The sequence below is a fragment of the Nocardioides sp. Z30_9 genome (genome assembly GCF_058215735.1).
The window spans coordinates 1,566,158-1,592,123 of sequence record NZ_JBZAJF010000001.1 but is presented as its reverse complement, the minus strand read 5'-3'; the positions used below and the strand labels follow the sequence as shown (position 1 = coordinate 1,592,123).

Here is a 25,966-nt window from a genome sequence, read left to right as displayed (position 1 = left end):
GGAGTGCGGTGCATCGCTCGTCCCGGCCCCGAGACAGCCGCTGCCGACGTACCCCCCTGACCTCACGAGGAGCACCAGACCATGGCTGACAAGCCCGAAGAGAAGATCACCGCCGAGACCCGCACGGAGTTCGGCAAGGGCGCTGCCCGCCGCATCCGTCGCGCCGACAAGGTGCCCGCGGTCATCTACGGCCACGGCAACGACCCCAAGCACATCACCCTCCCGGGCCACGACACGATGATGGCGCTCAAGCGCGGCGGCTCCAACGCGCTGCTCTACATCGAGGTCGAGGGCACCACCACCATCGCGCTGACCAAGCAGGTCCAGGCCGACCCGATCAAGGGCTTCCTCGAGCACGTCGACTTCGTCGAGGTGCGGAAGGGCGAGAAGGTCACCGTCGAGATCCCGATCCACGTCGTGGGCGAGGCCAAGTCCGACGCCATGGTCGTCACCGACCTGAACACCGTCTCGGTCGAGGCCGAGGCCACCCACATCCCCGAGTTCATCGAGGTCTCCGTCGAGGACGCCGCAGCCGGCTTCCAGGTGCTGGCCAAGGACCTCACGCTGCCCACGGGCTCGCTGCTGCTCACCGACGACGAGGCGCTGGTCGTCAACGTCGTGCACGCGCCGACGGCCGCCGAGGTCGAGGCCGAGCTCGAGGAGGCCGAGGCCGAGGTCGGCATCGAGCGCGACGAGTCCGACGAGGACATCGCAGCCGAGGCCGAGGCCGGCGAGGCCGCCTCCGCCGAGGGTGACTCCGGCTCCGAGAGCTGACGCTCCTGCCGTGACCGACTCGACCCCGTCCCCGGGCTCGGAGGTGTGGCTCGTGGTCGGTCTCGGCAACCCCGGCCCGGAGTACGCCGGGACCCGGCACAACATCGGCTACTTCGTCACCGACGAGCTGGCCCGACGCCTCGGCAGCGGCTGGCGCACCCACAAGGCCAGCCGCGCCCAGGTCGTCGAAGGACGCCTGGGCGCGCCCGGCACCACCTCGGCGCGGGTGGTGCTGGCGCGTCCGCGCTCCTACATGAACGAGTCGGGCGGGCCCGTCAAGGCGCTGGCCTCGTTCTACAAGGTGCCGGTGGAAAGGATCATCGCGATCCACGACGAGCTCGACATCGACTTCGGCACCCTGCGCACCAAGCTCGGTGGCGGGGACAACGGGCACAACGGGTTGAAGTCGATGCGCGCCTCCCTGGGGTCCGGCGACTTCTACCGGGTGCGGGCCGGCATCGGGCGTCCCCCGGGCCGGCAGAGCCCGGCCGACTTCGTGCTCTCCGGCTACACCGCGGCGGAACGCAAGGAGCTGCCGTTCCAGGTCGACAGCGCCGCCGACGCCGTCGAGTCGCTGATCACCGACGGGCTCGAGGCCACGCAGCAGCGCTACAACCGCTGAGGCTCCCGAGCTGGTCAGGTCGCGGGCACTAGGGTCGACTGCGTGAGTGAATCCGCACCGACACCCGAGAACCAGCTGCCCCCCGGCGCCGACGACCACGCAGTGGCTGCCTGGGCAGCGACGCAGGCAGGCGAGCAGCTCCTGTGGATCAGGCAGCAGGGCCTGGTGGGCGCCTCGCTCAAGGACGCGGGTGACCTGTCGGCGCACGAGCTCCTGCTGCGCCTGCTCGGCGAGGCCCGTCCCGACGACGTGGTGCTCAGCGAGGAGGGCACCGACGACAAGGCTCGCCTGGACGCCGACCGGGTCTGGATCATCGACCCCCTCGACGGGACCCGCGAGTTCTCCGAGCCGCCCCGCGAGGACTGGGCGGTGCACGTCGCCCTGTGGGAGCGCGGCGAGCTCGTCGCGGGTGCAGTGGCCCTGCCCGCGCTCGGGACCACCTACGACACCGGCCACCCGCCCGTCGTACCTCCCTCGACCTCGGCCCGTCCGCGACTGGTCGTCTCGCGCACCCGCCCGCCCGCCTTCGTCCGGGCGCTCGCCGAGGAGATCGACGCCGAGCTGGTGCCGATGGGATCGGCCGGGGCCAAGGCGATGTCGGTGATCCGTGACGTCAGCGACGCCTACGTCCACGCGGGCGGCCAGTACGAGTGGGACTCCGCGGCCCCCGTCGCGGTGGCCCGGGCCGCGGGCCTGTTCACCAGCCGGGTCGACGGCAGCCCCCTGGTCTACAACCGCGAGGACGTCTCCTTGCCTGACCTGGTGATCTGCCGCCCCGAGCTCGCCGAGGTGATCCTGGACTTCGTCCGCGCCCACGGCACCGACTGAGGGCGTCCCGATGCCCTCCCCGGCCACCGAGGTGGAGATCGACGACAGGGTGGTCCGGGTCTCCAATCCGGACCGGGTCTACTTCCCGGCGCGGGGCGAGACCAAGCTCGACCTGGTGCAGTACTACCTCGGCGTCGGGGACGGGATCGTCAACGCGCTGCGGGAGCGGCCCTGCATGCTGCACCGGTTCCCGACCGGGGTGACGGGGGAGAAGGTGCACCAGAAGCGGCTGCCCAAGGGAGCGCCGCCGTGGATGGAGACGGTCCGGGTGCACTTCCCTCGCTGGAACCGCACCGCCGACGAGCTCTGTGTCACCGAGGTGGCCCAGGTGATCTGGGCGGTGCAGATGAGCACGGTGGAGTTCCATCCCTGGAACAGCCGCCGCGCGGACACCGAGAAGCCCGACGAGTGGCGCATCGACCTCGACCCCGGACCCGAGTGCCCCTGGGAGACGGTGCAGCAGGTGGCGCACGTCGCGCACGAGGTGCTCGACGACCTCGGTGCCACCGGCTTCCCGAAGACCAGCGGGGGCAACGGGATGCACATCTACGTGCGGATCTCGCCCGACCACGGCTTCAAGGACGTACGCCGTGCCGCCCTCGCCTTCGCCCGGGAGGTCGAGCGGCGTACCGACGAGGTCACCACGACGTGGTGGCGAAAGGACCGCGACCCCGCCCAGCTCTTCGTCGACTACAACCAGAACGCCCGCGACCACACCATCGCGGCGGCGTACTCCGTGCGGGGCAACCCGATCGGGACAGTGTCCGCACCGATCCGCTGGGAGGAGGTCGACACCTGCCGTCCCGACGACTTCACGATCGAGACGATGCCGGCGAGGTACGCCGAGCTCGGCGACCTGCACGCCGGCATCGACGAGGCGGTCTTCGACCTCGCCGCGCTGCTCGAGTGGGCCGAGCGCGATGAAGAGGCCGGCGCGGAACCGCCCGCCGAACCCGACGAGGACTGAGCAGGACCCGGTCGGTTGCTCAGACCGCTTCGGAACGGGTGAGGTGCGCGCGCAGCAGCGTGCTCGAGGTGTTCAGCGTGTAGGGGAAGTAGACGACCTCGACCCCGAGTGGACGCATCGCCTGCTCGAGGCGCTGTCCCTTGGGGGAGCCCTTCCAGTCGTCGCCCTTGAAGATCGCGTCGAAGTTGCGTTCCTCCCACGCGAGGGTCTTGTCCTCGGAGTGGTCGATGATCACCTCGTCCACGATGCTGAGCGCCGAGATGATGTCGAGTCGCTCCACCAGGGGCACGACCGGGCTCCTGCCCTTGAGTGCCTCGACGTACTCGTCGGAGGCGACGCCCACCACCAGCGTCTGGCAGTGCTGGCGGGCGCGGCGCAGGATGTTGAGGTGGCCGACGTGGAACATGTCGAAGACGCCGCTGGCGTAGCCGACCCGGAAGCGCTCGGCCGCGGTCACGACGCGCCTTCCGGCAGCTGCGTGGGGTGCGCGCAGGAGTCCGCGCCGCACCCGCTCACACCGTGAATCTGTGGCCATGCGTACTCGCGCATGCCCGCCCCCCGTCGTCCCGACCTCGATCCAGTGCCCTCAGGGTAGGCGATCCCGGCGGCTGGCGAGGACGATCCGCGGAGCGCGGACCCAGATGAGCGTGGGAACGGCCGGCGGAAGATTTATGTGGACTAGGCCGCGAAATCGTCGTCCTTGGGCGATTTGCCACCTCAACCCCACAATGATCGCGGTGCTCCGACTGGGCGCACTGACTGGCTTGGGGGGAAGCACAGCTGATGTCGCCACGATTCATCCGGAGCAACTGGCGCACTGCCCTGGTGGCTGCCTGCGCAGTGGTCCTGGTGGCCGCGCTCGGGCTCACCTGGGTCCTCGGGGGCGACGACCAGGAGGCCGCTCGCTCCACACCGGGCGACCCCTCCGCCGCGGCCACCGCGACGCCCTCACCGGGCTCGCCCCGCCCGGCGGACCCCAGCGTGCCCCCCGCCCCGAAGGGCTGGGACACCGCCCCGGCGGTCAAGGGCCTGAGCGCGAAGCAGCAGAGCACGGCTCGGGCGGCCGACGACCGGCTGCGTGGGTTCCTCAAGGCCTCGTCCGAGCAGCTCGCCGAGAACCCGGGCAAGGTCACCGGGTTGAGCAGCTACGCCGCCGGCCCGGCGCTCGGCGAGATGGAGGCGCTCGCCCAGCAGTACGAGCTCGAGGAGCAGACCATCGAGGGCGCCCCCAAGGTGCTCTCCGTGACGACCCGGTCGGTCGACCTCGACGCCAAGCCGCCGACGGTCGTGCTCGCGGCCTGCCTGGACAACAGCCCGGTGATCGTGCGCGACGCCCGGGGCCGCAACCTGACCAAGGACCGGCGCCCCTCCGAGGTGCGCGTCCTGAACATCTACCGCGTCCACGAGATCGGCGGGAAGTGGCGGGTGGTCGACCACTCGATCCCGTCGAACTCCGCGTGCCCCGGGACCGGCTCATGAGCTTCCGGATTCGCACCGGTGCGATCGCAGCGGCCCCTCCGGCCCCGTCGCACCGCCCATCGACCCCGCACCGCAGCACGTCGGACTTCCTCTTCACCCTTCAGATGGAGCAATGCACATGATGTCGTCCCGCTCACGTGTGGCCCGCGCGGTCATCACGATCCTCGTAGGAGCCAGCGTGCCCGTGCTGCTGGCGGGAGCCCCGAGCCAGGCCGCGACCACGCGACCGGTCGACGGCCTGACCCAGGAGTCCGCGGCAGCCTCGTGCTGGGAGATCAAGCAGAAGACGCCCGCCGCACCCAGCGGCGTCTACTGGCTGGTGACCCCACAGCTCCAGGCGCCGCAGCAGTTCTACTGCGACCAGGTCACCGACGGCGGTGGCTGGGTCCTCGTGGGCCGGGGCCGGCAGGGCTGGAAGACCCACTACCAGGGCCTCCGCTCGGCTGCGGACGTGCGCAACAACGTCACCGGCACGGCTGCGTTCAGTCCCGCGCAGCTGCCCGCCGAGACGATCGACGGCCTCCTCAACGGCGGCAACGTGAACGCCCTGGCCGAGGGGGTGCGGCTGCGCCGCGCCACGAACCAGGCCGGCACGAGCTGGCAGGAGGTGCGGTTCCAGATGCCTCGGCGCACCCGCTGGACCTGGACCTTCGGCGCCCGGCACCCGGTCGGGAGCTTCTCCTTCGACGGCTCGGGGTCCAGTGGCGGCATGACCTCCAGCTTCGGCCAGGACACCTCGCTGCGGCGCGTGGACACCAACGCCCCCCAGGCGCAGGGCTACTTGTGGGGCTTCGCCTACGGCGCGAACGTGCGCGGCTCGACCGCCGCCGACTCCTACATCTGGTCCAACGTCGCCAACGCGGGCGCCGGCCGCCCGTTCACCCAGATGTTCCTGCGTCCCCGGCTGCAGCGCGACGCCGTGTTCACCGCGACGGTCTCCAATGAAGGGACCGCGAAGCAGGAGCTGCGTGCCCTGCCCGAGAGCGACGCCCAGCCCACCGTCTGGGGCGTGAACGGACTCGCCAACGGCATCAACAACGAGCTCAACGTCGAGGTCCAGTCGTTCGCCCAGATCGGCAGCACCGTCTTCGCCGGCGGCAACTTCAAGTACGTCCAGCGTGACGCCGCAGGCACCGGCCGGGTCGAGCAGTCCAACCTGGCCGGGTTCAACGTGAACACCCGGGAGTTCGTCTCCGGCTTCAAGCCGACGCTGAACGGCCAGGTCAAGGCCCTCAAGGCGCTGCCGGACGGCCGGCTCGCTGTCGGCGGTGCGTTCACCCAGGTGAACGGGCAGCCCCAGACCGGCCTCGCCTTCCTCGACCCCGCCACGGGTGCGCTCACCGGACCCCAGGTCCAGGTGGAGCACCGCAACTCCGGCGGAGTCCCGGCGGTCCGTGGCCTCGACGTCTTCGGTGGCTACCTCTACGTCGCCGGCGCGTTCACCCACCTCGTCCAGGCGCCGTACGCCGCGTCCTCGTGGGACGGCGGCCGGATCAACCTGTCCAACGGGCGCCCGGACATCCGCTGGAACCCGGCCATCAACGGCACCACCGTCGGCGTGAACGCGTCGACCAAGGGAGACCGGGTCTACTTCTCCGGCTACTTCACCACCGTGAAGGGCCAGGACCAGCCCAAGGTGACCGCGGTGCAGCCGACGACCGACGCGCCCCAGGCCATCCCCGGATGGCGGGCTCACTTCAGCGCCTTCAACTCCGAGCCCTGGCAGTTCGACGTCCAGGAGGTCGGCGACCGGTTCTACCACGGTGGCGCCCAGCACCAGATCATCGGCTACGACCGCGACACGATGACCCGGAGGTCCGGCAGCATCACCATGGCCGGTGGCGACTTCCAGACGCTCGCCGCCAACTCCGACACCGTCTTCGGAGGGTGCCACTGCGGCGACTACACCTATCAGGACGCCTACACCTGGAGCGACCCGGGAACCACCTGGACCCAGGCCGACTCCATCGGCACCGTCGGCGCCTGGGACTCCGCGACCGGCAACTACGTGCCCGGCTTCAACCCGATCGTGAAGGGTCGCGAGGGCTACGGTGCCTGGGGGACGTTCGTGGACTCCGGCGGTGCGCTGTGGGTGGGCGGTGACTACGCGACCTCCATCCGCAAGGGATACATCAACCAGTGGTCGGGCGGCTTCATGAAGTACGCCCCGCGCGACAACCAGGCGCCCACCAGCCCCTCCGGCCTGTCCCAGGCCAACGTGGACGCACTCAACGTGCGGCTGAGCTGGAACGGCAGCAACGACTCCTCCGGTGCGCTCACCTACGAGGTGCTCGAGGAGAACCGGGTCATCGCCACGACCACCTCGACCAGCACGGTGATCAGCCGGCTCGGTGGCACCCGGCGCTACTTCGTGCGCGCCGTGGACGCCAACGGCAACCGCTCGGCGAGCACCTCGGCCCTGTCGATCACCTCCGCCGACCCCGACAACCTGCCGGCGCCCCCGCCGGCTCCGGCTGTCACGGGCCAGGCTGTGTCGACGACGGCGATCAGGCTCACCTGGCCGGCACAGGCGGGCAGCTCGTTCATCGTCACCCGGGGCAACGCCACGGTGGCGACCCTGGCTGCCGGTGCGACCCGCTACGACGACACCGAGCTGAGCGCAGGGACGGCGTACACCTACAAGGTGACCGCCAGGGACCAGTACGGCCAGGAGGCGACGTCCGGGGAGGTCTCGGTGACCACCACGGCGCCCAAGATCCTGGTCGGGCCCACCACGCAGTGGCGCTGGCGCTACGCGGCGACCGGGCCGGAGGCCGGCTGGACCACGGCGGGCTTCAACGACGCGTCGTGGGGGACCGGGACCGGCACCTTCGGGTTCGGCAGCAACCTGGTGACCACCGACATCAGCGTGGGGGCACCCACCTCGCGTCCGCTCTCGGCACAGTTCAGGACCACCTTCCAGGTGGCCGACGCGAGCGCGGCAGGTCCCCAGCGGCTCACATTCGTGGCCGACGACGGTGTCGTGGTCTACGTGAACGGTGTCGAGGCGCAGCGGGTCAACCTCCCCGCCGGCACGATCGGCCCGAACACCTACGCCACCGCGGCCCCGCGCAGCACGAAGACGAACGCAGCGCCCGTCGTGGTCTCGGTGCCTGCCTCGGCCCTGGTGAACGGGACCAACGTGATCGCGGCGCAGACGCACCTGAACTACCGGGCGACACCGGACACGCTATTCCGGGCGGTCCTGGAGTCGGCGGGCTAGTGAGTGGTTCTCCCGTCCTGCACGGCCTGGTGATCTAGGCTCGTGCAGGTCGGGAGGGAACCTGCATGGATTCGAGCGGTGCACAGGCCGCTGCGGCCAGCCGCTACAGCGATGCTGTAGCGCGTCTGGCCGCGGCGCAGAAGAGTGGGGCCGGTGTCCCGGCGTACCTCCGCTGGGTCAACCGGGGACTCGGGCGACGTCTCGCGGCCCTGGCCCACGTCGCCGGCATGACGCCCAACCAGGTCACGCTGCTGGGCGGACTGGTCTCGGCGATCGGGCTGGGCGTGATCGCCCTGGCAACGCCCACACCGGCCGTCGCCGTCGGGTGCTCGCTGGCCCTGCTGCTCGGCTACGCCCTGGACTCCGCGGACGGGCAGCTGGCCCGGCTCTCGGGGTCCTCGGGTCCCTCGGGGGAGTTCCTGGACCACGTCGTCGACGCGATCCGCCAGCCGCTCACCCACCTGGCGATCGCGGCATCGCTGTACTTCCACAGCGACCTCGGGCAGTCCTGGCCCCCCGTCGCGGCGATCGTGTTCGCGACCGTCTCCTCGGTGTGGTTCTTCGGCCAGATCCTCGCCGACGGGCTGCTGCCCAAGCAGGTCGCGGCGCCCGGCGCCTCGGCTCCGGCCTGGGTCTCGTTCGTGAAGATCCCCTACGACGTCGGGTTCCTCTACCTCCTGGTGCTGCTCCTGCCCTGGGCGCCGGTGTTCGTCTCCGCCTACGTCGCGCTGCTGCTGTTCACCGTGGCCGTCGCCTGCCTCTCGCTGTGGCGCAAGTACGACGCCCTGCGTGCTCTCGGTCGCCCCGGGAAGGTCCCTGCCCCCTCGCAGGCTGATCGATGACGGTGGACACCGGCACGTCCGTGCCGACCGCCGGGGGAGCATCCGGGCCGCCGGCCCGGCGCGCTCCCAAGCACCGCCGGCCGCTGCTGGCGCCACGGGGCAAGGACCTGCTGCCGACGCCGGAGGTCGTCCTGCCGGCGTGGCCCGTCCTGTGCCTGCTGTGGGGTGTCCCGCTGTGGTGGCTGACCGGGCTGTTCCCGTTGAGCTCGGTCGTGCTGATGCCCGTGCTGCTCTTCTACCTGACGCTGCGCCGGTCGCTCAACGTGGTGCCCGGGGTGCTGCCGTTCCTGGCCCTGGTGGCCTGGATGGTCGCGTGCGCCGTGATGCTCGAGCCCGGCGACGAGCTCGGCTACGTCGTCCGGCTCTCGCAGTTCGCCTCGGTCGGCGTGCTGATGGTCTACGTGGTGAACGCTCCGGAGAACCTTCCCCGGGCCCGGCTGCTCAAGGGACTCAGCGCGATGTGGGTGGCGGTGCTGGCGGGCGGCTACCTGGGACTGCTGCTGCCCTACGGCCGGCTCAAGGTCACCGTCGGGAACCTGCTCCCCGCCGACATGGCCTCGCACCCCTACGTCCGCAGCCTGTTCTTCCCCCAGTTCGCAGAGATCCAGACGCCCTACGGGGCGGCCGCTCCCTTCCTGCGCCCCTCGGCACCGTTCTCCTTCACCAACGGCTGGGGCGCCGCGATGTCGATGCTCATCCCGATCGCGATAGCGGCCGCGATCGACAGCGGGAGCCGCAGGACGCGGATCCTGACCTTCGTCGGGCTGGCGCTGACCATCCCCCCCGCGGTGGCAGCCAACAACCGGGGAATGATCCTCGCGCTCGGCGCGGCACTGGTCGTGGTGGTGGTGCGTTCGGCCGCGAACGGGCGGCCACGCGTCGCGGCCGCGGTGCTCGGTCTCGGCCTGGTCTCGGCCGTGGCCATGGTCAGGATGGGGCTGCTGACCAGCGTCCTCGAGCGGGAGGCCACCGGCAACTCCTCCCAGGGCCGGATGCAGCTCTATCAGGAGACCTTCCAACGAGCGCTGGGGTCGCCGGTGCTGGGGTACGGCGCACCCCGGGAGTCCTTCAGCAGCGAGATCACGGTCGGGACCCAGGGCGCCATCTGGTCGATGATGTTCTGCTTCGGGTTCGTGGGGATGGCGCTGTTCGCCTGGTTCCTGGTCGGGGTCGTCGTACGCACCTGGAAGCTGCGCTCGAGCGCTGACGTGTGGCTCAGCGCGGCCCTGGTCGCGACCTGCGTGATGTCGCTCTACTACGGGCTGGACCGGATGCTGGTGCCCTTCGGGATCCTGGTGGCGGGGCTGCTGCGCGACCGCTACACGGGCGACGCCCGGGCTCGACCGGGCGGACCGGACGGGTGAGCCGGGAGAGTGTCCTCAAGGCCGGGGCGGTCAGCCTGGTCGGCTCCAGCTTCTCGGCCGCCAGTGCCCTGCTCGTCGCGGTGGCGGTGGGCCGCGGGCTGGGGACCAGCGGTACCGGCCTGTTCTTCCAGGCCGTCGCGGTCTTCTCCATCCTGATCGCGGTGCTGCGGCTCGGCACCAGCAGCGGGCTGATCTGGGCGCTGTCGCGCAGGCGTGCCCTGGGCCAGGTCGGCGGGGAGAGCCGGTTGGTCCGCACGGCCGTGCAGCCGGTGCTGGTGATCTCCGTCGTCGTGGCGATCGTGCTTCACCTCGCGGCCGGGCCGATCGCCGAGGTCATGTCCGGGGGAAGCCCCGCCGCGCTGGAGCGCATCCTGCGGCTGCTCGCGTGGTTCCTGCCGGCGGCCGCCGTGATGGGGGTGCTGCACACCGCCGTGCGGGTGATGCGGGGCGTCGTCTCGTTCAGCCTGCTCCAGGACGTCGCGGTGCCTGCCAGTCGCCTCGCCGGCGTCTTCCTTGCGGTCCTGCTGGGCGCGGGCACCTACGTCACGCTGGCCGCCTGGGTGGCGTCGGTGCCGCTGTGGCTGCTGGTGACGCTCGCCTGGTTGGTGGTGCCGCTGCGCCGCGACCTGAAGAGGACCAGGGACCGCGAGGGCCAGGACGCCGGGCCGACGGCGCGGGAGTTCTGGAGGTACTCCGCGCCACGGGCCCTGGGCGTGGCCATCGAGTTCGGCCTGGACTGGGTGGACGTGCTCATCGTCGCGGCGGTGCGCTCGCCCAGCGAGGCCGGCATCTATGCCGTCGCCTCGCGGGCGGTTCAGGCCGGTCGGGTCGTCGACCGTGCGGTCCGGGTGGCTGCCGCACCCACGATCGCCCAACTCCTGGCCCGAGGGGAGCTGCGCGAGGCGAGCGAGCTGCACACCCTGGTCACCCGGGCGGCGGTGCTGATCAGCTGGCCGTTCTACCTGATGCTCGTGGTGATGGGCCCCGCGGTGATGGGGCTGTTCGGGCCGGGGTTCCGCGAAGGTGCCTTCGTCGTGGGGCTTCTCGGCGCGGTGATGATGGTCGTGGTCAGCACCGGCATGCTGCAGTCGATCCTGCTGATGGGCGGCAACAGCACCTGGCAGGTCTACAACAAGGGCGCGGCCCTGGCGCTGAGCCTGGCCGGTAACCTGCTGCTGGTGCCGAGGTTCGGCCTCGTCGGGGCCGCTGTCACCTGGGCCCTCGTGGTGGCCTTCGACACCTGCGTCGCTGCCTGGCTGGTGCACGGGCGGATGGGGGTGCACCTCGCGCCGCACCGGCTCCTCGGGGCAGGCCTGCTTCCCCTGGCCGTGTTCGGGGTGGCCGGGGCGTTGCTCCGCTTCGTCCTGGGCACCGAGGTGCTGGACCTCGTCGTCTACCTGGTGGTGCTGGGACCGGTGTACCTGGCGCTGGCGTGGGCGCTGCGCGCGCGGCTGGGACTCGAGGCCTTCTGGCTCGAGTTCAGGGGCGCCAAGGTGCTCGCCGGGTCAGGCAAGGGCTGAGACGACGAGGCGGACCTTGCCGCCCTGGTGCACGATGTCGTCGACCTGGCGGGCCTGCACCGGCACCTCGTCCGCCAGCATCCCGCGCAGCTGGGCGACCACCTCGGCGCAGGCAGCGGCCACGGCTTCGCTGCCGGCCTCCGCGGCCGCCACGAAGTGCAGCTCGACGCTGAAGTCCGCGGCCTGGTGCAGCTGGAACTTGCGCAAGGTGCCCGACCACGGGGTGAGCAGGGTCCCGAGACCGCCCGAAAGGGTGCGTCCCGACGGCGTCCTGAGCACGTCCACGACACGTCCCTCGACGGGGTCCATCAGGGGCAGGGTCCTGCCGCAGGCGCAGAGATCTTCGCGGAGCCGCCCCCGGTCGCCGATCCGGTAGCGGATGATCGGGAACGCGTGGTTGGTCAGGTCGGTCACCACCACGTCGCCGGTCGTCCCCGGGGCGACGGGCTCGCCCCGGGCGTCGAGCACCTCGATGCGGCGCAGGTCCGCCATCACGTGCAGCCCGTCGCGCTCGCCGCACTGGGCGGCCATCCAGGGAACCTCGGCCGAGCGGTAGCAGTCATGCACAGGGGCGCCGAGCGCCTCCTCGATCTCGCGCCGCTGGGTGGCGTGCAGCATCGAGGCGGTCACCGCGATCGCCACGGGCGGCGGGACCTGGATGCCTCTGGCCGCGACGTGGGCGGCGAGCTCGTGGACCGCGCCGACGTACCCGTTGAGCAGGCGTGGGCGCACCTGTCGCCACCGCTCGAGGAACGCATCCATCGCCTCGGGGGTGGTCCCGCGGGCGTCGAGCTTGATCGTCCGGGTCGGCCACCACTCCAGCCGCTCGCGCAGCTCCTGGCGGCGGGAGTGCTTCATCCGGTAGATCAGGGCGCTGTGGTCGGCGGGGGAGACGCCCCACCACCGGTAGGGACGCCACCACATCGGCGCGACCGGTGACCGGGCGTCGTTGTACACGGTCAGCGGCTCACCGGTGCTGCCCCCGGTCACCGAGGGGAGCAGGTCCTTGTCCCGGCACTCGCTGGAGACGAGGCTGCGGCCCGCCGTGCGCAGGGTCGCCTTGTCCAGGACCGGGAGGTGGCGCCAGTTGCCGGGATCGGTCAGGTCACCGGCCTCGAGGCCCGCTGCGGTGATGGCGGTTCGGTAGTGCTCGGTGGTGTCGAACGCGTGCCGCGCCAGGGCCATCGACTCACTGGCCTGCTGCCGGACCAGCAGGGCCGGGTCCAGGCGCTCCGAGACCTCGAGCGCGGCAGCCACACGGCGCTGCGAACGCATCGCCGCGCGGGTCTTCAGGTCGAAGGCGACCCTGGCCGTGCGTGAGGCCATCGCGGACCTACTTCCTGCCTCGCGAGGAGGGGCGCCCGACCAGGGTGGTCAGCCGGCGCAGACGGCGCCTCGAGGAACCCGCGGGCACGGGGGAGGCCAGCAGCGCGTCCAGCGCCGCTGCGGCGGCTGCCGGGCCGGGGGAGGGGTCGGACTTCTCGGGGCGCACCCGCAGCGTGCCGGCCAGGGCCTGGTCCAGGGCGGCGTGCAGCTCTTCCTCCGACTGGGCCAGGTGGACCATGCCGAGGTCGCGCAAGCGGGTGGCGAAGACGATCTGGTGGTCGTCGACGACCTCGTTGTCCACGGGAATCCGGGGCACCACGATCGGCACGATGTCGAGCTCCCGGGCGTCCATCACGCCGCCGGCTCCGCCCTGGAGGACCACGACGGAGGCGGCCCGGTAGAGGTCGAGCAGGTCGGGGTGGGCGATGATCTCGTGGTTCGTGGCCCCCTCGACAGGCCGGCTCTGGCCGTGCTGGACCGTCGCCTCGACCTCGGGGTGCAGGCGCAGCCACGACTCGGTCCAGCCCATCAGCCTGTCGAAGCCGAAGTGGTAGGTGCCGGCGCTGACGACGATCGAGAAGCTCACAGCACCACGCCCACGTCGGTGGCGTCGGGAAGCAGCGACTGCATCGTGTCCCACTGCACCATGAACAGGTCCGCGAACGGGTACAGCAGCCGGCCGCTGAGCGAGGGGTTGTTGATCCGGTCGATCGGCTCGAGGTGGGCGGTGCGGGCGCCGAAGTGCCGGGCCTGGGCGAAGAACGGGACCGAGATCGCCGCGCCGGTGCTCAGGACCAGGTCCGGGCGCACCTCGTCGAGGACCTTCCTGGCGAGCCTGGTGTTGCGGACGAGGTTCGGCAGGTGCCGCACCGTGGGGTAGTGGCACTCGATCACGTGCTCACCGCGCAACCGGGTGCGGGCGTCCTCGGTCGGGAAGGTCACCCAGGTGCGCTCGAACTGCTCCCACCACGGCCGCAGCGCCCAGGCCTGGGCGAGATGTCCGCCCCCGGAGCAGGTGATCAGCAGCCGCATTCAGATGCCCTTGCCCATCCGCTGCACGGTCCGCACGACCCAGCCGGTGGACAGCAGCCGCAGGCTGATGCCCAGTGCCAGCCATGCCCTGATCTGCCGCGGGTCGGTCCGAAGCGCCTTGAGCGCCCAGGTGCGACCGGTCCGGCGTTCCTCCGCGGCCACCCGGGAGAACGCGATCTGCGACTGGATCTTGCCGTACGCCGTCCGGTCCTGGCGGAACTCGGGGTGCGTCTCGAGCAGGTAGGTCAGGCCGTCGGCGTAGAGCGACCACTTGCCGAAGAAGTAGGACTGGCCGCCCCACGTGACGTTGACCAGCGGTCGGTTGACCACCGCGATCCGGCCGAGCTTCGCCGTACGCAGCAGCAGGTCGAAGTCCTCGCCGTAGCTGCCGGGCAGCTGCTCGTCGACGAGGCCGATGTCGTACAGCGTCTGCTTGGGGAAGACGAACGTGCTCGAGTGCAGCCCGGCCATCCGGTCGCGCAGCAGGTCCGCGTGCCGGATGTCCTCCAGCGGCACGAGCCGCTCGTACTGGCGGGTGCCGTCGTCGACCATCATCGCGGTGCCGACGAGCACCGGCTGGGGCGACTCGGCGAACCTGGCCATCTGCGCCTCGAGCTTGCCCGGCAGCCAGTAGTCGTCGTCGTCGAGGAAGGCGACGAAGTCGTGGCTCGCGGTCTCGATGCCGGTGTTGCGGGCGCCGGCGAGGCCGCGGCTGCGTTGGTTGGTCACGGTGCGCAGCGTGCGCCCCTCGGGGATCTCGACGTCGGGGGCGACCTCGGGGCACGCGTCGAAGACGATGACGACCTCGATCGGGCCGGGGTAGTCCTGGTTCAGGACACTCTCGACGGCGCGACGCATCAGCTCGGGACGGTTGTGAGTCGGGACAACGGCTGAAACAGCCGGATGAAGCGTCACGTAATGGCCCTTTGTTCAGTATCCGGCGCCGGGGTCGTTTATCCTAGTGTGCCTTGGGTCGGCTCTTGGAGCGGCCCTTTTGATTTGTTCCATGACATAGGAGTCCGTTTGTCCGAGGACGCGCCGTTCGTCAACCTCCTGCGCGTGCTGCGGGGCGGATGGACCCTGATCGCGATTTCTGCCGCAGCCTGCGCCCTGGTCGCGGCGGCGGTCGGCTTCCTGCTGCCCACCACCTACGAGGCCACGACGACGGTCGAGGTTGCGACCCTGGACGACTCGAGCTCGCCGAACATGGAGACCCAGGCGACGATCGCGCGCTCCACCGGAGTGCTGCGTGAGGCCGTCAAGGACCTGTCCCGCTGGAAGCTCAGCGAGCTCAAGGACTCGGTCTCGGTCAACGTCCCGCGGGGTGCGGACGTGCTGCAGGTCAGCGTCAGCGCCGACGACGCGGACCGTGCCGCCGCCGCGGCGAACGCCGTCGCCAAGGCCTACCTCGAGGACCGGGCCAACGAGAACGGTGGTCGCCAGCAGCGCGAGGTCGCGCTCCTGTCCACCGAGATTGCCGACCTCAAGAAGGAGGTCGCCGAGACCACGGTCCCGGCCGACCGGACCGTCCTCGAGGCGCGGCTCGCCAGCCTGAACGCCTCCTATGACGACGCCCGCGAGACCCTGGGGTCGCCGGGCCGGGTGCTGTCCGAGGCGGAGGCGCCGTCGAGCCCCTCCACCCCCGGGCTCCTCGTGTGGGTGGCCGGAGGCCTGGCAGCGGGAGCGCTGATCGGGTTCTACGCAGCCACCGTGCGCTTGCGGTTCGGTCGACGAGCATGAGCGCAAAGCTGAGAGTCGGCGTCGTCGGCGTCGGCAAGATGGGCCTGTCCCACCTGTCCCTGCTGGGGGCCCACCCCGACGTGGAGCTCGCGGCCATGTGCGACTCCAACGGCTACCTGCTCGACATCCTCGGCAAGTACACCGGGATCCGCGGGCTCGGCGACTACGCGAAGCTGGTCTCCGACCCGGAGGTCGACGCCCTCGTGATCGCGACGCCGACCACGGCGCACTTCTCCATGGTCAAGGCGGCCCTCGAGCAGGGCAAGCACGTGTTCTGCGAGAAGCCCCTCACGCTCAGCGGCGCCGAGTCCGAGGAGCTGGCCGCCTTGGCGGCCGAACGTGGCCTGTGCACCCAGGTCGGCTACCACAACCGCTTCGTCGCCGCGTTCGCCGAGGCCCGGCGCCTCCTCGACCTGGGCGCGATCGGCAAGGTCACCCACGCTCTGGCGGAGGCCTACGGCCCGGTCGTGCTGCGACCCAAGGGCAGCACGTGGAGGACCCGTCGCGACCAGGGTGGGGGTGCGCTCTACGACTACGCGGCCCACCCGCTGGACCTGCTCGCGTGGTACCTCGGCGAGCCCACGTCGGTCCGCGGCACAGTGCTGGCCCACATCTTCTCCGCCGACACCGAGGACGCCGTCTACTCGACCATCGACTACGCCGACGGGTGCAGCGCCCAGCTCTCGGTGAACTGGTCCGACGAGTCCTACCGCAAGATGTCGACCAAGGTGACCCTGTGGGGCACGCACGGCCGCATCACCGTCGACCGCCAGGAGTGCCAGGTCTACCTCACCGAGGCAGCCGAGGTCCCCGACGGCTACCGGCAGGGCTGGAACGTCCGCTACACCACGGACCTCACCGAACCGGTCTGGTTCTACCTGCGCGGCGAGGAGTACTCCGCCGAGATCGACTACTTCGTGCAGTCGGCCCGCGGCACGCTGCCCGAGACCCGGCCCCCGGGCCTGAACACCTTCGCGTCCGCCTCCATCACTGACCGGGTGATGGACCTGATGCTGACCGACTCCCAGGCTCCGGGCACCTCGCTCCAGCCGGGCTCCCAGGGGCCACAGCCGCCCCTGCGTTCGACGTCTCGAGGCTCGGCCGCACGACGGCTGGTCTCGTCGTTGCGCCAACTCCGCCACCGCGTGAAGGGACGGGCACGATGAGCGAGCACCAGATGGACCGCCTCCTGTTCGGGGACAACCAGTTCTTCGGCGTGAACCACATGTCCGAGGAGAAGGCACGCGCCCAGTCGATGCGCTTCCAGGACACCGACGCGATCATGAGCGTGATCGACGCGGCGTACGACGAGGGCGTGCGCACCTTCATGTGCACCACCCACGAGCGGATCGCCGAGGTCGTGGACCGGGTGCGGGCCGAGCCGGCGCGCTACGCCGACTTCCGCTTCTACCCGTGCATGCCCTACGCCCACAAGTACGCGAACGCGGTGACCGAGCTCGGGATGATCGGTGCGGTGCGTGCCTTCCTGCCGGAGACGAGCCTGGTGGGCACTGCCCTCAAGGGCGGCGCCGCGCTCGCCTCCAAGGACGTCTCCCAGCTGATGACGATGCTGATCGACGCCGAGATGAGCATGTTCGAGGGCGTCTCCACGCCAGTCGTCTTCCTGCAGAACGTCGTCGTCGACCTGCTGCTCGGGCTCGGCTTCGACGAGGCCTTCAGCGTCTTCGCCCGCCACGTGCGCGAGAAGTACGACGCGGAGCCGGGTTTCATCACGATGAACCTGCCGCTCCTGCTCGACAAGCTCGACCAGGTCGGCATCGAGAACCCGATCGTGTGCGCCAACATGAACAAGATCGGGTTCCGGATGAGCGGCGGCTTCGAGGCCTACCGCGACGCGCTGGCGAACCGCGAGTTCAGGGCCATCGCCATGTCGGTCTACGCCTCGGGCGCGGTGCGACCGCAGGAGGCCTTCGAGTGGGTCGCCGGCTTCCCGAACATCCGCAGCGTCGTCTTCGGCGCCTCGAGCCGGGCGAACATCGCCAACACCGTCGAGGTCGCCGCGGCGGCCTGGCCGGAGGCCTCGGCCGCTCGCGGCTGAACCCGAGCGATCAGCTGGCTCCGTAGACCCGGACGTAGTCGACCTGGAAGTCCAGCGGCTTCGTCAGGTGCTTGTTGGCCGCGTCGGGCAGTCCCCAGTAGGCGGCCGAGGGCCCCACGTGCAGGTTCAGGCGCATGTGCAGTGGAGTCTGGAACGACGGGCCCCACAGGGCGGGCAGCGTGGCGGGGGTGACGCTCCAGATCTTCTTGCCGTCGACGTACATCGCCGCGCTGTCGGGCAGCAGCTCGAAGGCGTAGTTGTGGAACCCCTCCCAGGGCTTGCTGGTCACCCCGAACTCCCGGTGCCGCACCTGTGCGACCAGGGAGGACGTCGTGTTGGTGTTGGTGAACACGGTCGTCTTGGCGGTGTCCTTCAGCGCCTTGCCGGAGCTGGGGAAGTCGGTGCCGTAGCCCCAGGCCTCCATCATGTCGATCTCGCCGCTGTTGCCGTTGCGCAGCCAGAACGCGGCCAGGGCGCCCAGGGTGTTGGTGCCGGTCGGCGTCTTGGCGCGGATCTCCCAGCGGCCGTACCGCTGTGCGAGGGACACGTCCCCGGAGCGGAGTCCGCGCTGGTCGATGTAGCCGGTCTTGTGGGTGAGGATCTTGACCCCGGTCGCGGAGGCGGCACGTGTCTGGGGCGCGTTCGGCAGCCAGTCGCCCCGCAGGTGCAGCAGGCCTCCCTCGACGTCGACCTGGCCGGCGTCGGGGATGGCACTGTCGATGGTCAGGCCGAGGTTGCTCTGCGTGCGGACGTTCCACTTCTTGGGGTCGATCGCGGTCCCGTTGAACTCGTCGCGCCAGGTGGGCTCGCCCCAGCTCGCCGGTGCCGACGACGGCGGCGTGGTCGGCGGCGGGGTGACCGGAGGGGTCACGGGCGGCGTAGTCGGTGCCGGGGTCGTGGGCGGCTTGACCGGCGGTGTGGTCGGCGGCTTCACCGGACCGGAGACGGGCGGGGTGGTCGGCGCCGGGGTGGGCGGCCTGACCGGCACGTACACGGCCTGGGTCACGGCGCGCGACCGCACGAGGTTGATGTTGTCGACGACCACGCGGCCGCGGGGCCCGGGCAGTGCGTGGACACGGACGTCGATCGAGCCACCGCCGGGGGCGGCGGCCAGGGTCGTCCGGAGCAGGCGCCAGGAACGGTTGGCCGACCGGTGACCGGCGGTGCGCGAGACGAGCGTGCCCTTGCCGCTGACCTGGCGTGCCGAGAGGCGTACGCCGATCCCGGGCCGGGTCGTGCGGACCCAGGCCGAGACGTGGTAGACGTCGCTGCTCCGGACGCCCTGCGCCGCGTTCGGGTTGTTGGACAGCACGGTTCCCCGGCGCGGGGTCACCTTGAGCACCGCGGCGCGACTGCGCGCGACGCCGACCCGGGCGGCGACCAGCCGCTTGGGTCGGGTCTTCGTCGCGGCCCAGCCCTGGGCGCCGCGCTCGAAGGTCCCGTTGCGCTGGGCGACGGTCTGCACCATGCGCGTGGCCGAAGAGAGGGTCGAGGTGCTGGCGCTCGCGTTGGCGGGTGCGGGGCCCTGGAGGGCCACGGGCGCGAGGACCAGGGGCAGAGCGAGCACGACGCCCACTCGTAGACGCGAGAGCGCCGAGTGGGGTCGGGCGGAAGCCGAGCCACCTGCGGGGGGCGAAGTCGTCATGAAGTGACAATAATGTCTAATTCACCTAGAAGTAGGCAAAACGGACATACCGGGATTAAAGATCCCGCACTCCAGAACGGTTCAGTTGACCGACTGGGCGGTCAGCGACAGGTCGAAGCTCAGATCGGGTGTCGCTCGGTAGTTCACCAGGACAAGTGCGGCGATCGTGTTGGTGCCCACTCGCAACATCGTGGGGGGCACTTCCCAACGTACCTCGGCGCCCAACGCCCGGCTGGTGCTCGGAGCGGCGGTCGCGTACGTCGTGGGACCGACGGCGCCCGCGACGACGTTGCTCCGGCCGAGCTCGACGCCGTTGACGAAGACCACCACGCCGTCGTCGGCCCGGGTGCTGATCCGGGACCCGGAGAGCTTCTCGGGGTCGGTGACCTCGAAGCTGTGCCGCAGCAGGACGCTGCGCGGACGGTTCGAGGTAGGCGCGGGAACGTCCACGTTCGTGGCGATGGTCGGGGACCCGAAGCCCAGCGGTGCCGTGCCGCGGCCCCAGGCGGTGTCGTCGAAGCCGGTGGCGGTCCATCCGGCCGGCCAGGTCGAGGAGTAGAGATGTCTCCAGGGCGAACCGGTGGGCACCAGGGTCACCGGTGTCGCCGTGGCCGGTCGGGGGGTGGTGGCCGTGACCGTGACCGGGGGTGAGGAGGCGGTGCCGTTACGTGCCGTCAGGGTGTAGGAGTACGTCGTCTGGGCAGCCAGCCCGGAGTCCGCGTGGCTCCTGGCGCCTCCGGGAAGCTCCAGCGCCGGTGCCCCGGTTCGCTGCAGCACCCACCCCGTGACCGGAACGGCGTCCCCGGGAGCCCAGTCCAGGGTCACGGAGCCTGCCGTCGTGGCGCGCACGCTCACCTGCGGCCTGGCCGGAACGAGAGGGGCTGTCGGCGGGGGTGTCCGCAGTGCGGTGAGCTCCGCGGTGAAGGACGCGTTCGGCGTGCCCCGGTAGTTCAGTACGGTGGCGGCGGTGACGACGTTGGTCCCTGCACGCAGCAGGGAGGCCGGGACGCTGACGTCCACGGGGGTGCCGACCGCGGTGGCCGTGGACACCGCGGCCGTCGCGTAGCTGGCGTTGGACAACGCACCCGCGGGCAGTCTGGTGCGGTTGACCTCGGTGCCGTTGACCCAGATCGCCACCCCGTCGTCAGCCCGGCTCCTCAGTCGAAGACCGGAGTACAGCGCGGGGTCGTCGATGACGAAGGTCCGGCGGAACAGGGCGCTGCGCGGCCGGTTGCTGGTGGGGGCGGGCACGTCGATGTTCGTGGCGACCGTGGTGCCGAAGCCCAGGGGGGCCGCTCCCGTTCGCCAGCTCGAGTCGTCGAGGGCAGGCGTGGTCCACGAGGCCGGCCAGGGGTCTGGGCTGAACCGCCATCGCCAGGTGCCGCTGCCATCGACCAGGGTGACCGGTTGCGGTTGCGGTGTCGTGGGGGGCGCCGCGACGCTCCCGCGTCGCGCGACCGCGACCAGGTCGAAGTGGGCGTCGGTGGTGCCGAGGTAGTTGAGGTGGGTGGAGGCCGCGATCACGTTGCCGCTCGGGCGCAGGAGCGCGAGTGGGACCTCGTAGGTGGCCGTCGTGGCGGCCATCGAGCGTGGCGCGGCGCTGGCGTAGGTGGTGGCGTCCACCGCACCGGCAGGCATGTTCGCGCGACCGACCTCCTGTCCGTTGACCCGGACGACCAGGCCGTCGTCGGCCTTCGTCACCAGTCGCAGGCTGGTCACCTCCTCGGGCCGGTCGAGCGCGAAGCCTCGCCGGAAGAGCATGCCGCGTGCCCGGTTCGAGGTCGGAGGGCCCAGGTCGATGCTGGTGGCCAGCATGCCCGCGTTGAAGCCCAGCGGTCCCCGCGCCGAGGGCCAGGAGGAGTCGTCGTACGCCGGCTGGTCCCAGTCCTTGGGCCAGGCGCCCGTCGCGTTGCGGTAGCGCCAGGGGGTTCCGCCCGGGACCACGACCTCGGTGCGCGTGTCGGGGTCCGGCGTCATGTCGTAGTCGAGGGAGAAGCGGCTGGACGCGTCGGTCTCGAACTCCCGCCTGGTCGGTGAGTAGGTGAAGGCGTCGATCCGGTCGTGGGCGGGGTCGAAGGTGTAGTACCGCAGCCAGCCGTCCCCTCCGTTGGGCCGGCTCTGGTAGTCCGAGAGGAGCTGGTGGACGGGTGTCCCGCAGGCGTTCGGGTCACTGCGACGGGCCTCGCCGAGATCGCCGTCGTGGTAGTGGCCGTTGATCACCAGTGCCACGTTGCAGTTCTTGTGGACCAGGTCGTTCCAGACGCGGTTCGATGACGAGATCTCGGCGCCGGTCCGCACCTTGAGGTTGTTGCGCGCACCTGCGGTGTCCACGAAGCCGTGGGTGACCAGGATGGCCCTGCGGTCCGGGTGGGCGTCGAGGACCCGCTGGGCCCACTGCAGGCTGTCGGTCGGGGACTCGAACTCGAGGTTGATCACGACCCAGTCGAGGCCGCCGGCGCTGAACAGCGAGAAGTTGTTCATGTTGCGGCGGTTCGCGGGGTCCGGGCCGAAGGTGTTCGAGCCCAGGTAGCCGCCGTACCGCTTCTCGGCGGTGTTCCAGGCGGCGCCGCTGAACCTCGAGGGTGGGAAGAACTGGTCGTAGTACTGGGCGAGGCCGGTGCTCGCGTTGAGGTCGTGGTTGCCCGGGAGCACGGAGTAGGGGATCGCGTTCTGGTCGAGGGTCTCGAACGCCGAGCTCACCCTGCGCCACATGGTCGTGTCGTTCCAGGTCTCCACCAGATCGCCGAGCTGCACCGTGAACTCGATGCCCAGCTCCTCCGAGTGGTCGACCACCCACTGCGTCTGTGCGTGCATGGTCGCGGCCCGGGTGTCGTCGACGGTGTAGCCCTGGGTGTCGGGGATGACGGCGAGCGTGAAGGGGGCTGCGGGTTCCTGTTGGTCCGCCAGTGCCGGGGACACCGAGGCCGCCGGAGGCGCGGCCACCGAGGTGCCGGGGCTGGTGAGGCCGGTCGCCACGAGGCATCCGAGCGCAAGGGTGAAGCAGGCTGCACGCAATGAGGACCCCCCTGGAGAACCCGGAGTCTGACACCGGGGGGCGCCGGGCGGAAGGGAGGTGGGGGAGGTGGTCTAGCGGTTCAAGCGGCGGTCTTTACATCGCAAGCCATTGTGTAAAGTTACTGCCGAGTCTAGGCTGCCCGGCATGACTGCCCAGCCCGAGCCCTCGTCCGCCCGCCAGCAGGTCGGCCCCGCCGATCCCGAGCACGACCCCACGGCGTCGTACGCCCTGGACCCCGGGTATGCCCGGAGCCTGACCCAGCGGGTCGTGTCCACCACGGGGGAGGCCGTCCCGGCGTACTCGCCGGTGACCGGACAGCCGCTCGCGATGATCCCGCAGTCCAGCGAGGCGGACGTGCGCGCGGCCTACGACCGGGCCAGGATCGCCCAGCAGGCCTGGGCACGCACCAGCCTGGAGCACCGCTCCGCCCTGCTCCTGCGGCTCCACGACCTCGTCCTGGACCGCCAGGACGAGATCATCGACCTGATCTGCTGGGAGTCGGGCAAGGCCCGCAAGCACGCCTTCGACGAGCCGCTGCACATCGCGCTCACCGCGCGCTACTACGCACGCACCGCCGACCAGCACCTCGGCACCGAGCGCAAGCTCGGCGTGGTCCCCGGGCTGACCCGCGTCGAGGTCAACCACGTGCCCAAGGGCGTCGTGGGGATCATCTCGCCGTGGAACTACCCGTTCACGATGGCGCTGTGCGACGGCCTTCCCGCGCTGCTCGCGGGCAACGCGGTGGTCACCAAGCCCGACGCCCAGACGATGCTGAGCGCGCTGCTGGCCGCGCAGCTGCTGGAGGAGGCCGGGTTCCCGGCAGGGCTGTGGAACGTCGTCGCGGGTCCAGGGCGTGAGCTCGGTGGACCGATGATCGAGCGCTCCGACTACATCTGCTTCACCGGCTCGACGGCCACGGGCAAGATCATCGCCCAGCAGTGCGCCGAGCAGCTCATCGGCTGCTCGCTGGAGCTCGGCGGCAAGAACCCGATCCTGGTGCTGCGCGACGCCGACCTCGACCGGGCTGCCGAGGGTGCGGTGCGGGCCAGCTTCTCCAACGCCGGCCAGCTGTGTGTCTCCATGGAGCGGATGTTCGTGGCCGACCAGGTCTACGACCGGTTCCGCGACAAGTTCGTCGAGCGCGTGCGCGCGATGACGCTGCGCCCCGGCCTCGAGTGGGGCTCCGACATGGGCTCGCTGATCAGCCAGGACCAGCTCGACACCGTCACCGCCCACGTCGAGGACGCCGTGGCCAAGGGCGCCACGGTGCTCGCCGGCGGGCGGGCGCGACCCGACCTCGGGCCCTACTTCTACGAGCCCACCATCCTCGAGGGCGTGACCCCGGAGATGACCTGCTTCGGGGACGAGACCTTCGGTCCCGTGATCGCGCTCTACCGGTTCCACGACGAGGCCGACGCCATCTCGCGCGCGAACGCGGGTGAGTACGGCCTGAACGCCTCCATCTACAGCCGCGACACCCGGCGTGCGCGGATCATCGCCAGGCAGGTCAAGTGCGGCACCGTGAACATCAACGAGGCCTTCGGAGCCACCTTCGCGAGCATCGACGCCCCGATGGGTGGGATGCGCAAGTCCGGCATGGGCCGGCGACAGGGCGCCGAGGGCATCCTGCGCTACACCGAGACCCAGTCGGTGGCGGTGCAGAAGCTGATCAGGTTCGGCCCGATGCTGGGGATGAACGACCAGGCCTACGCGAAGGTGATGAACGCTAACCTGCGCCTCATGAAGAAGCTGGGACGCGCATGAGCACCGACACGGGATCAGGGTTCGACTACGACGTCATCATCGTCGGATCCGGGTTCGGGGGATCGGTCAGCGCGCTGCGCCTGGTCGAGAAGGGCTACAAGGTCGCGGTGATCGAGGCCGGTGCCCGCTTCGAGGACGAGGACTACGCCAAGACCTCCTTCGAGGTGAAGAAGTACCTGTTCCGGCCCGAGATCGGCTGCTACGGGATCCAGCGCATCGAGGCCGTCCGGGACTCGCTGATCATGGCCGGCGCCGGTGTCGGCGGTGGGTCGCTGGTCTACGCGAACACGCTCTACGAGCCGCTCGAGCAGTTCTACAACGACGCCCAGTGGCGCGACATCACGGACTGGAAGGCCGAGCTGGCGCCGTACTACGACCAGGCGAAGCGGATGCTGGGAGTGGTGGAGAACCCGCTGCGCACCCCCGCCGACGACGTGATGGAGAAGGTCGCCAACGATCTCGGCGTGGGCGACACCTTCCACCCCACCCCGGTCGGGGTGTTCTTCGGCGAGCCCGACTCTCGCCGGGGCGAGCGGGTGGCCGACCCCTACTTCGGTGGTGAGGGCCCGGACCGCAACACCTGCATCGCCTGCGGCGACTGCATGGTCGGGTGCAAGTACAACGCCAAGAACACCCTGGTGAAGAACTACCTCTACCTCGCCGAGCAGCGCGGGGCGAAGGTGATGCCGCTGACCACGGTCAGGCGGGTCCGGCCGGGCGCCGAGGGTGGCTACGAGCTCGACCTGAAGTTCACCAAGGCCAAGCGCTCCACCCCGGGCTCGACGAAGACCATCACCGCCGAGCAGGTCGTCTTCGCCGCCGCGGCCATCGGCACCCAGAAGCTGCTGCACCGGATGAAGGCCGAGGGGCACCTGCCGAAGCTCTCGGACCGGCTGGGGTTCCTGTCGCGGACCAACTCCGAGTCGATCCTCGGGGCGATCGCGCCGGACACCTCGATCGACTACAGCTACGGCATCGCGATCACCTCCTCGTTCCACCCCGACGGGGACACCCACGTGGAGCCGGTGCGCTACGGCAAGGGCAGCAACTTCATGGCCCTGATCCAGACGGTGCTCACCGACGGCGACGGCCCCACCCCCCGGTGGCAGACCTGGCTCAAGGAGCTGTGGCGCGAACGCAGGAACGTCGCCAACCTCTACGACGTCAAGCACTGGTCCGAGCGCACGATCATCGCGTTGGTGATGCAGACCCTGGACAACTCGATCACCACCTACGCCAAGCCGATCCCGGGCACCAAGAAGTGGCGGCTGACCTCGCGCCAGGGCCACGGCACCCCCAACCCGACCTGGATCCCGATCGCCAACCAGGTGGTCCGCAAGATGGCCTCGATCATGGGCGGTACGGCGGGCGGCTCCATCGGCGAGCCGTTCAACATGCCGATGACCGCCCACTTCATCGGTGGCTGCGTGATCGGCACCAGCCCCGAGAACGGCGTCGTCGACCCCTACCAGCGGATCTACGGCTACGAGGGGCTGCACGTCGCGGACGGTTCCGCGATCTCGGCCAACCTCGGCGTGAACCCGTCGCTGACGATCACCGCGCAGGCCGAGCGGGCGATGTCGCTGTGGCCGAACAAGGGCGAGCCGGACCCGCGCCCGGCCATCGGTGAGGACTACGAGCGGCTCACCCCGGTGGCCCCGAACCACCCGGCGGTTCCCGAGACGGCTCCTGCGGCGCTGCGGCTCCCGATCGTGAGCGTGAGCTGACGCGGCTCCAGCAGCCGGAAACGAACCCAGGGCCCGAC

The 25,966-nt window shown here is 70.6% G+C and carries 21 protein-coding genes; 14 read left to right on the top strand and 7 right to left on the bottom strand.

The annotated features are described in order from the left end of the window. Nucleotides 1-81 precede the first annotated feature (81 nt). From AC4BGB_RS07665 to ligD, 4 genes are read left to right on the top strand one after another with little or no spacing between them, the layout of a single operon-like run. On the top strand, nucleotides 82-774 hold the full coding sequence (locus AC4BGB_RS07665) for a 50S ribosomal protein L25/general stress protein Ctc (RefSeq protein ID WP_490546188.1): 693 nt from the start codon (nucleotides 82-84) through the stop codon (nucleotides 772-774). A 10-nt stretch (nucleotides 775-784) separates the two neighbouring features. Then, on the top strand, nucleotides 785-1,396 hold the full coding sequence (gene pth / locus AC4BGB_RS07660; RefSeq protein ID WP_490546187.1) for an aminoacyl-tRNA hydrolase: 612 nt from the start codon (nucleotides 785-787) through the stop codon (nucleotides 1,394-1,396). Between the two features lie 42 nt (nucleotides 1,397-1,438). Beyond that, the gene (locus tag AC4BGB_RS07655; RefSeq protein WP_490546186.1) at nucleotides 1,439-2,224 is read left to right on the top strand and encodes a 3'(2'),5'-bisphosphate nucleotidase CysQ; all 786 of its coding nucleotides are present in this window, start codon (nucleotides 1,439-1,441) and stop codon (nucleotides 2,222-2,224) included. A gap of 10 nt (nucleotides 2,225-2,234) precedes the next feature. Continuing rightward, nucleotides 2,235-3,191, top strand: coding sequence for a non-homologous end-joining DNA ligase (ligD, locus tag AC4BGB_RS07650; protein ID WP_490546185.1), 957 nt, complete (start codon nucleotides 2,235-2,237; stop codon nucleotides 3,189-3,191). Between the two features lie 19 nt (nucleotides 3,192-3,210). On the opposite strand, the gene AC4BGB_RS07645 is transcribed toward ligD, so the two are convergent. After that, nucleotides 3,211-3,648 (bottom strand): FAD synthase family protein, encoded by a 438-nt coding sequence (locus tag AC4BGB_RS07645; protein ID WP_490546184.1) that lies wholly within the window; start codon nucleotides 3,646-3,648, stop codon nucleotides 3,211-3,213. Between the two features lie 326 nt (nucleotides 3,649-3,974). On the opposite strand from AC4BGB_RS07645, the gene AC4BGB_RS07640 reads away from it, so the two are divergent. The 5 genes from AC4BGB_RS07640 to AC4BGB_RS07620 all read left to right on the top strand — a co-directional run bounded on the left by AC4BGB_RS07640 (nucleotide 3,975) and on the right by AC4BGB_RS07620 (nucleotide 11,619). Next, the gene (locus AC4BGB_RS07640; RefSeq protein WP_490546183.1) at nucleotides 3,975-4,670 is read left to right on the top strand and encodes a hypothetical protein; all 696 of its coding nucleotides are present in this window, start codon (nucleotides 3,975-3,977) and stop codon (nucleotides 4,668-4,670) included. Nucleotides 4,671-4,848: 178 nt separating this feature from the next. Beyond that, the gene (locus tag AC4BGB_RS07635) at nucleotides 4,849-7,893 is read left to right on the top strand and encodes a fibrinogen-like YCDxxxxGGGW domain-containing protein (protein ID WP_490546182.1); all 3,045 of its coding nucleotides are present in this window, start codon (nucleotides 4,849-4,851) and stop codon (nucleotides 7,891-7,893) included. Between the two features lie 65 nt (nucleotides 7,894-7,958). Next, a complete protein-coding gene (locus AC4BGB_RS07630; protein WP_490546181.1) occupies nucleotides 7,959-8,735 on the top strand; it encodes a CDP-alcohol phosphatidyltransferase family protein in 777 nt (258 codons plus the stop codon). After that, complete coding sequence (locus tag AC4BGB_RS07625; RefSeq protein ID WP_490546180.1) at nucleotides 8,732-10,099, top strand: hypothetical protein; 1,368 nt, start codon at nucleotides 8,732-8,734, stop codon at nucleotides 10,097-10,099. The genes AC4BGB_RS07630 and AC4BGB_RS07625 overlap by 4 nt, the downstream gene beginning before the upstream one ends. After that, nucleotides 10,096-11,619 carry an MATE family efflux transporter gene (locus tag AC4BGB_RS07620; protein ID WP_490546179.1) on the top strand — a complete coding sequence of 508 codons (1,524 nt, stop codon included), beginning with the start codon at nucleotides 10,096-10,098 and terminating at the stop codon, nucleotides 11,617-11,619. Before AC4BGB_RS07625 ends, AC4BGB_RS07620 begins: the two co-directional genes overlap by 4 nt. On the opposite strand, the gene AC4BGB_RS07615 is transcribed toward AC4BGB_RS07620, so the two are convergent. From AC4BGB_RS07615 to AC4BGB_RS07600, 4 genes are read right to left on the bottom strand one after another with little or no spacing between them, the layout of a single operon-like run. Then, nucleotides 11,605-12,945 (bottom strand): phenylacetate--CoA ligase family protein, encoded by a 1,341-nt coding sequence (locus AC4BGB_RS07615; protein WP_490546178.1) that lies wholly within the window; start codon nucleotides 12,943-12,945, stop codon nucleotides 11,605-11,607. The genes AC4BGB_RS07620 and AC4BGB_RS07615 overlap by 15 nt on opposite strands. A gap of 7 nt (nucleotides 12,946-12,952) precedes the next feature. Continuing rightward, nucleotides 12,953-13,531 (bottom strand): glycosyltransferase, encoded by a 579-nt coding sequence (locus AC4BGB_RS07610; RefSeq protein ID WP_490546177.1) that lies wholly within the window; start codon nucleotides 13,529-13,531, stop codon nucleotides 12,953-12,955. Further along, nucleotides 13,528-13,977, bottom strand: a complete 450-nt coding sequence (locus tag AC4BGB_RS07605; RefSeq protein ID WP_490546176.1) for a UDP-N-acetylglucosamine--LPS N-acetylglucosamine transferase — start codon at nucleotides 13,975-13,977, stop codon at nucleotides 13,528-13,530. Before AC4BGB_RS07605 ends, AC4BGB_RS07610 begins: the two co-directional genes overlap by 4 nt. Further along, complete coding sequence (locus AC4BGB_RS07600) at nucleotides 13,978-14,892, bottom strand: glycosyltransferase family 2 protein (RefSeq protein WP_490546175.1); 915 nt, start codon at nucleotides 14,890-14,892, stop codon at nucleotides 13,978-13,980. A gap of 108 nt (nucleotides 14,893-15,000) precedes the next feature. Here AC4BGB_RS07600 and AC4BGB_RS07595 point away from each other — a divergent pair, with 108 nt between their 5' ends. Genes AC4BGB_RS07595 through AC4BGB_RS07585 form a run of 3 tightly spaced genes read left to right on the top strand, consistent with a single transcriptional unit; the run spans nucleotide 15,001 to nucleotide 17,776 of the window. Beyond that, on the top strand, nucleotides 15,001-15,717 hold the full coding sequence (locus AC4BGB_RS07595; RefSeq protein ID WP_490546174.1) for a Wzz/FepE/Etk N-terminal domain-containing protein: 717 nt from the start codon (nucleotides 15,001-15,003) through the stop codon (nucleotides 15,715-15,717). Continuing rightward, on the top strand, nucleotides 15,714-16,883 hold the full coding sequence (locus AC4BGB_RS07590) for a Gfo/Idh/MocA family protein (protein WP_490546173.1): 1,170 nt from the start codon (nucleotides 15,714-15,716) through the stop codon (nucleotides 16,881-16,883). Before AC4BGB_RS07595 ends, AC4BGB_RS07590 begins: the two co-directional genes overlap by 4 nt. Next, complete coding sequence (locus tag AC4BGB_RS07585) at nucleotides 16,880-17,776, top strand: hypothetical protein (RefSeq protein WP_490546172.1); 897 nt, start codon at nucleotides 16,880-16,882, stop codon at nucleotides 17,774-17,776. Before AC4BGB_RS07590 ends, AC4BGB_RS07585 begins: the two co-directional genes overlap by 4 nt. 10 nt (nucleotides 17,777-17,786) lie before the next feature. Here AC4BGB_RS07585 and AC4BGB_RS07580 read toward each other — a convergent pair whose 3' ends face one another. Both AC4BGB_RS07580 and AC4BGB_RS07575 read right to left on the bottom strand, forming a co-directional pair. Further along, nucleotides 17,787-19,343 (bottom strand): glycoside hydrolase family 16 protein, encoded by a 1,557-nt coding sequence (locus AC4BGB_RS07580; RefSeq protein ID WP_490546171.1) that lies wholly within the window; start codon nucleotides 19,341-19,343, stop codon nucleotides 17,787-17,789. Nucleotides 19,344-19,502: 159 nt separating this feature from the next. Beyond that, nucleotides 19,503-22,397: a metallophosphoesterase gene (locus tag AC4BGB_RS07575; protein WP_490546170.1), complete on the bottom strand. Its 2,895-nt coding sequence runs from the start codon at nucleotides 22,395-22,397 to the stop codon at nucleotides 19,503-19,505. 184 nt (nucleotides 22,398-22,581) lie between these two features. Between AC4BGB_RS07575 and AC4BGB_RS07570 the strand changes: the two genes are divergently transcribed. Together AC4BGB_RS07570 and AC4BGB_RS07565 are read left to right on the top strand one after the other, a co-directional pair. Next, a complete protein-coding gene (locus tag AC4BGB_RS07570) occupies nucleotides 22,582-24,201 on the top strand; it encodes a succinic semialdehyde dehydrogenase (protein ID WP_490546169.1) in 1,620 nt (539 codons plus the stop codon). Beyond that, the gene (locus tag AC4BGB_RS07565) at nucleotides 24,198-25,928 is read left to right on the top strand and encodes a GMC oxidoreductase (RefSeq protein ID WP_490546168.1); all 1,731 of its coding nucleotides are present in this window, start codon (nucleotides 24,198-24,200) and stop codon (nucleotides 25,926-25,928) included. The genes AC4BGB_RS07570 and AC4BGB_RS07565 overlap by 4 nt, the downstream gene beginning before the upstream one ends. Nucleotides 25,929-25,966: the final 38 nt, after the last annotated feature.

Excerpts from the sequence above, each read along its gene's own strand:
- AC4BGB_RS07665 (WP_490546188.1), top strand. The coding sequence starts at position 82 with ATGGCTGACAAGCCCGAAGAGAAGATCACCGCCGAGACCCGCACGGAG.
- ligD (WP_490546185.1), top strand. The coding sequence starts at position 2,235 with ATGCCCTCCCCGGCCACCGAGGTGGAGATCGACGACAGGGTGGTCCGG.
- AC4BGB_RS07640 (WP_490546183.1), top strand. The coding sequence starts at position 3,975 with ATGTCGCCACGATTCATCCGGAGCAACTGGCGCACTGCCCTGGTGGCT.
- AC4BGB_RS07630 (WP_490546181.1), top strand. The coding sequence starts at position 7,959 with ATGGATTCGAGCGGTGCACAGGCCGCTGCGGCCAGCCGCTACAGCGAT.
- AC4BGB_RS07625 (WP_490546180.1), top strand. The coding sequence starts at position 8,732 with ATGACGGTGGACACCGGCACGTCCGTGCCGACCGCCGGGGGAGCATCC.
- AC4BGB_RS07615 (WP_490546178.1), bottom strand. The coding sequence starts at position 12,945 with ATGGCCTCACGCACGGCCAGGGTCGCCTTCGACCTGAAGACCCGCGCG.
- AC4BGB_RS07605 (WP_490546176.1), bottom strand. The coding sequence starts at position 13,977 with ATGCGGCTGCTGATCACCTGCTCCGGGGGCGGACATCTCGCCCAGGCC.
- AC4BGB_RS07590 (WP_490546173.1), top strand. The coding sequence starts at position 15,714 with ATGAGCGCAAAGCTGAGAGTCGGCGTCGTCGGCGTCGGCAAGATGGGC.
- AC4BGB_RS07585 (WP_490546172.1), top strand. The coding sequence starts at position 16,880 with ATGAGCGAGCACCAGATGGACCGCCTCCTGTTCGGGGACAACCAGTTC.
- AC4BGB_RS07570 (WP_490546169.1), top strand. The coding sequence starts at position 22,582 with ATGACTGCCCAGCCCGAGCCCTCGTCCGCCCGCCAGCAGGTCGGCCCC.
- AC4BGB_RS07565 (WP_490546168.1), top strand. The coding sequence starts at position 24,198 with ATGAGCACCGACACGGGATCAGGGTTCGACTACGACGTCATCATCGTC.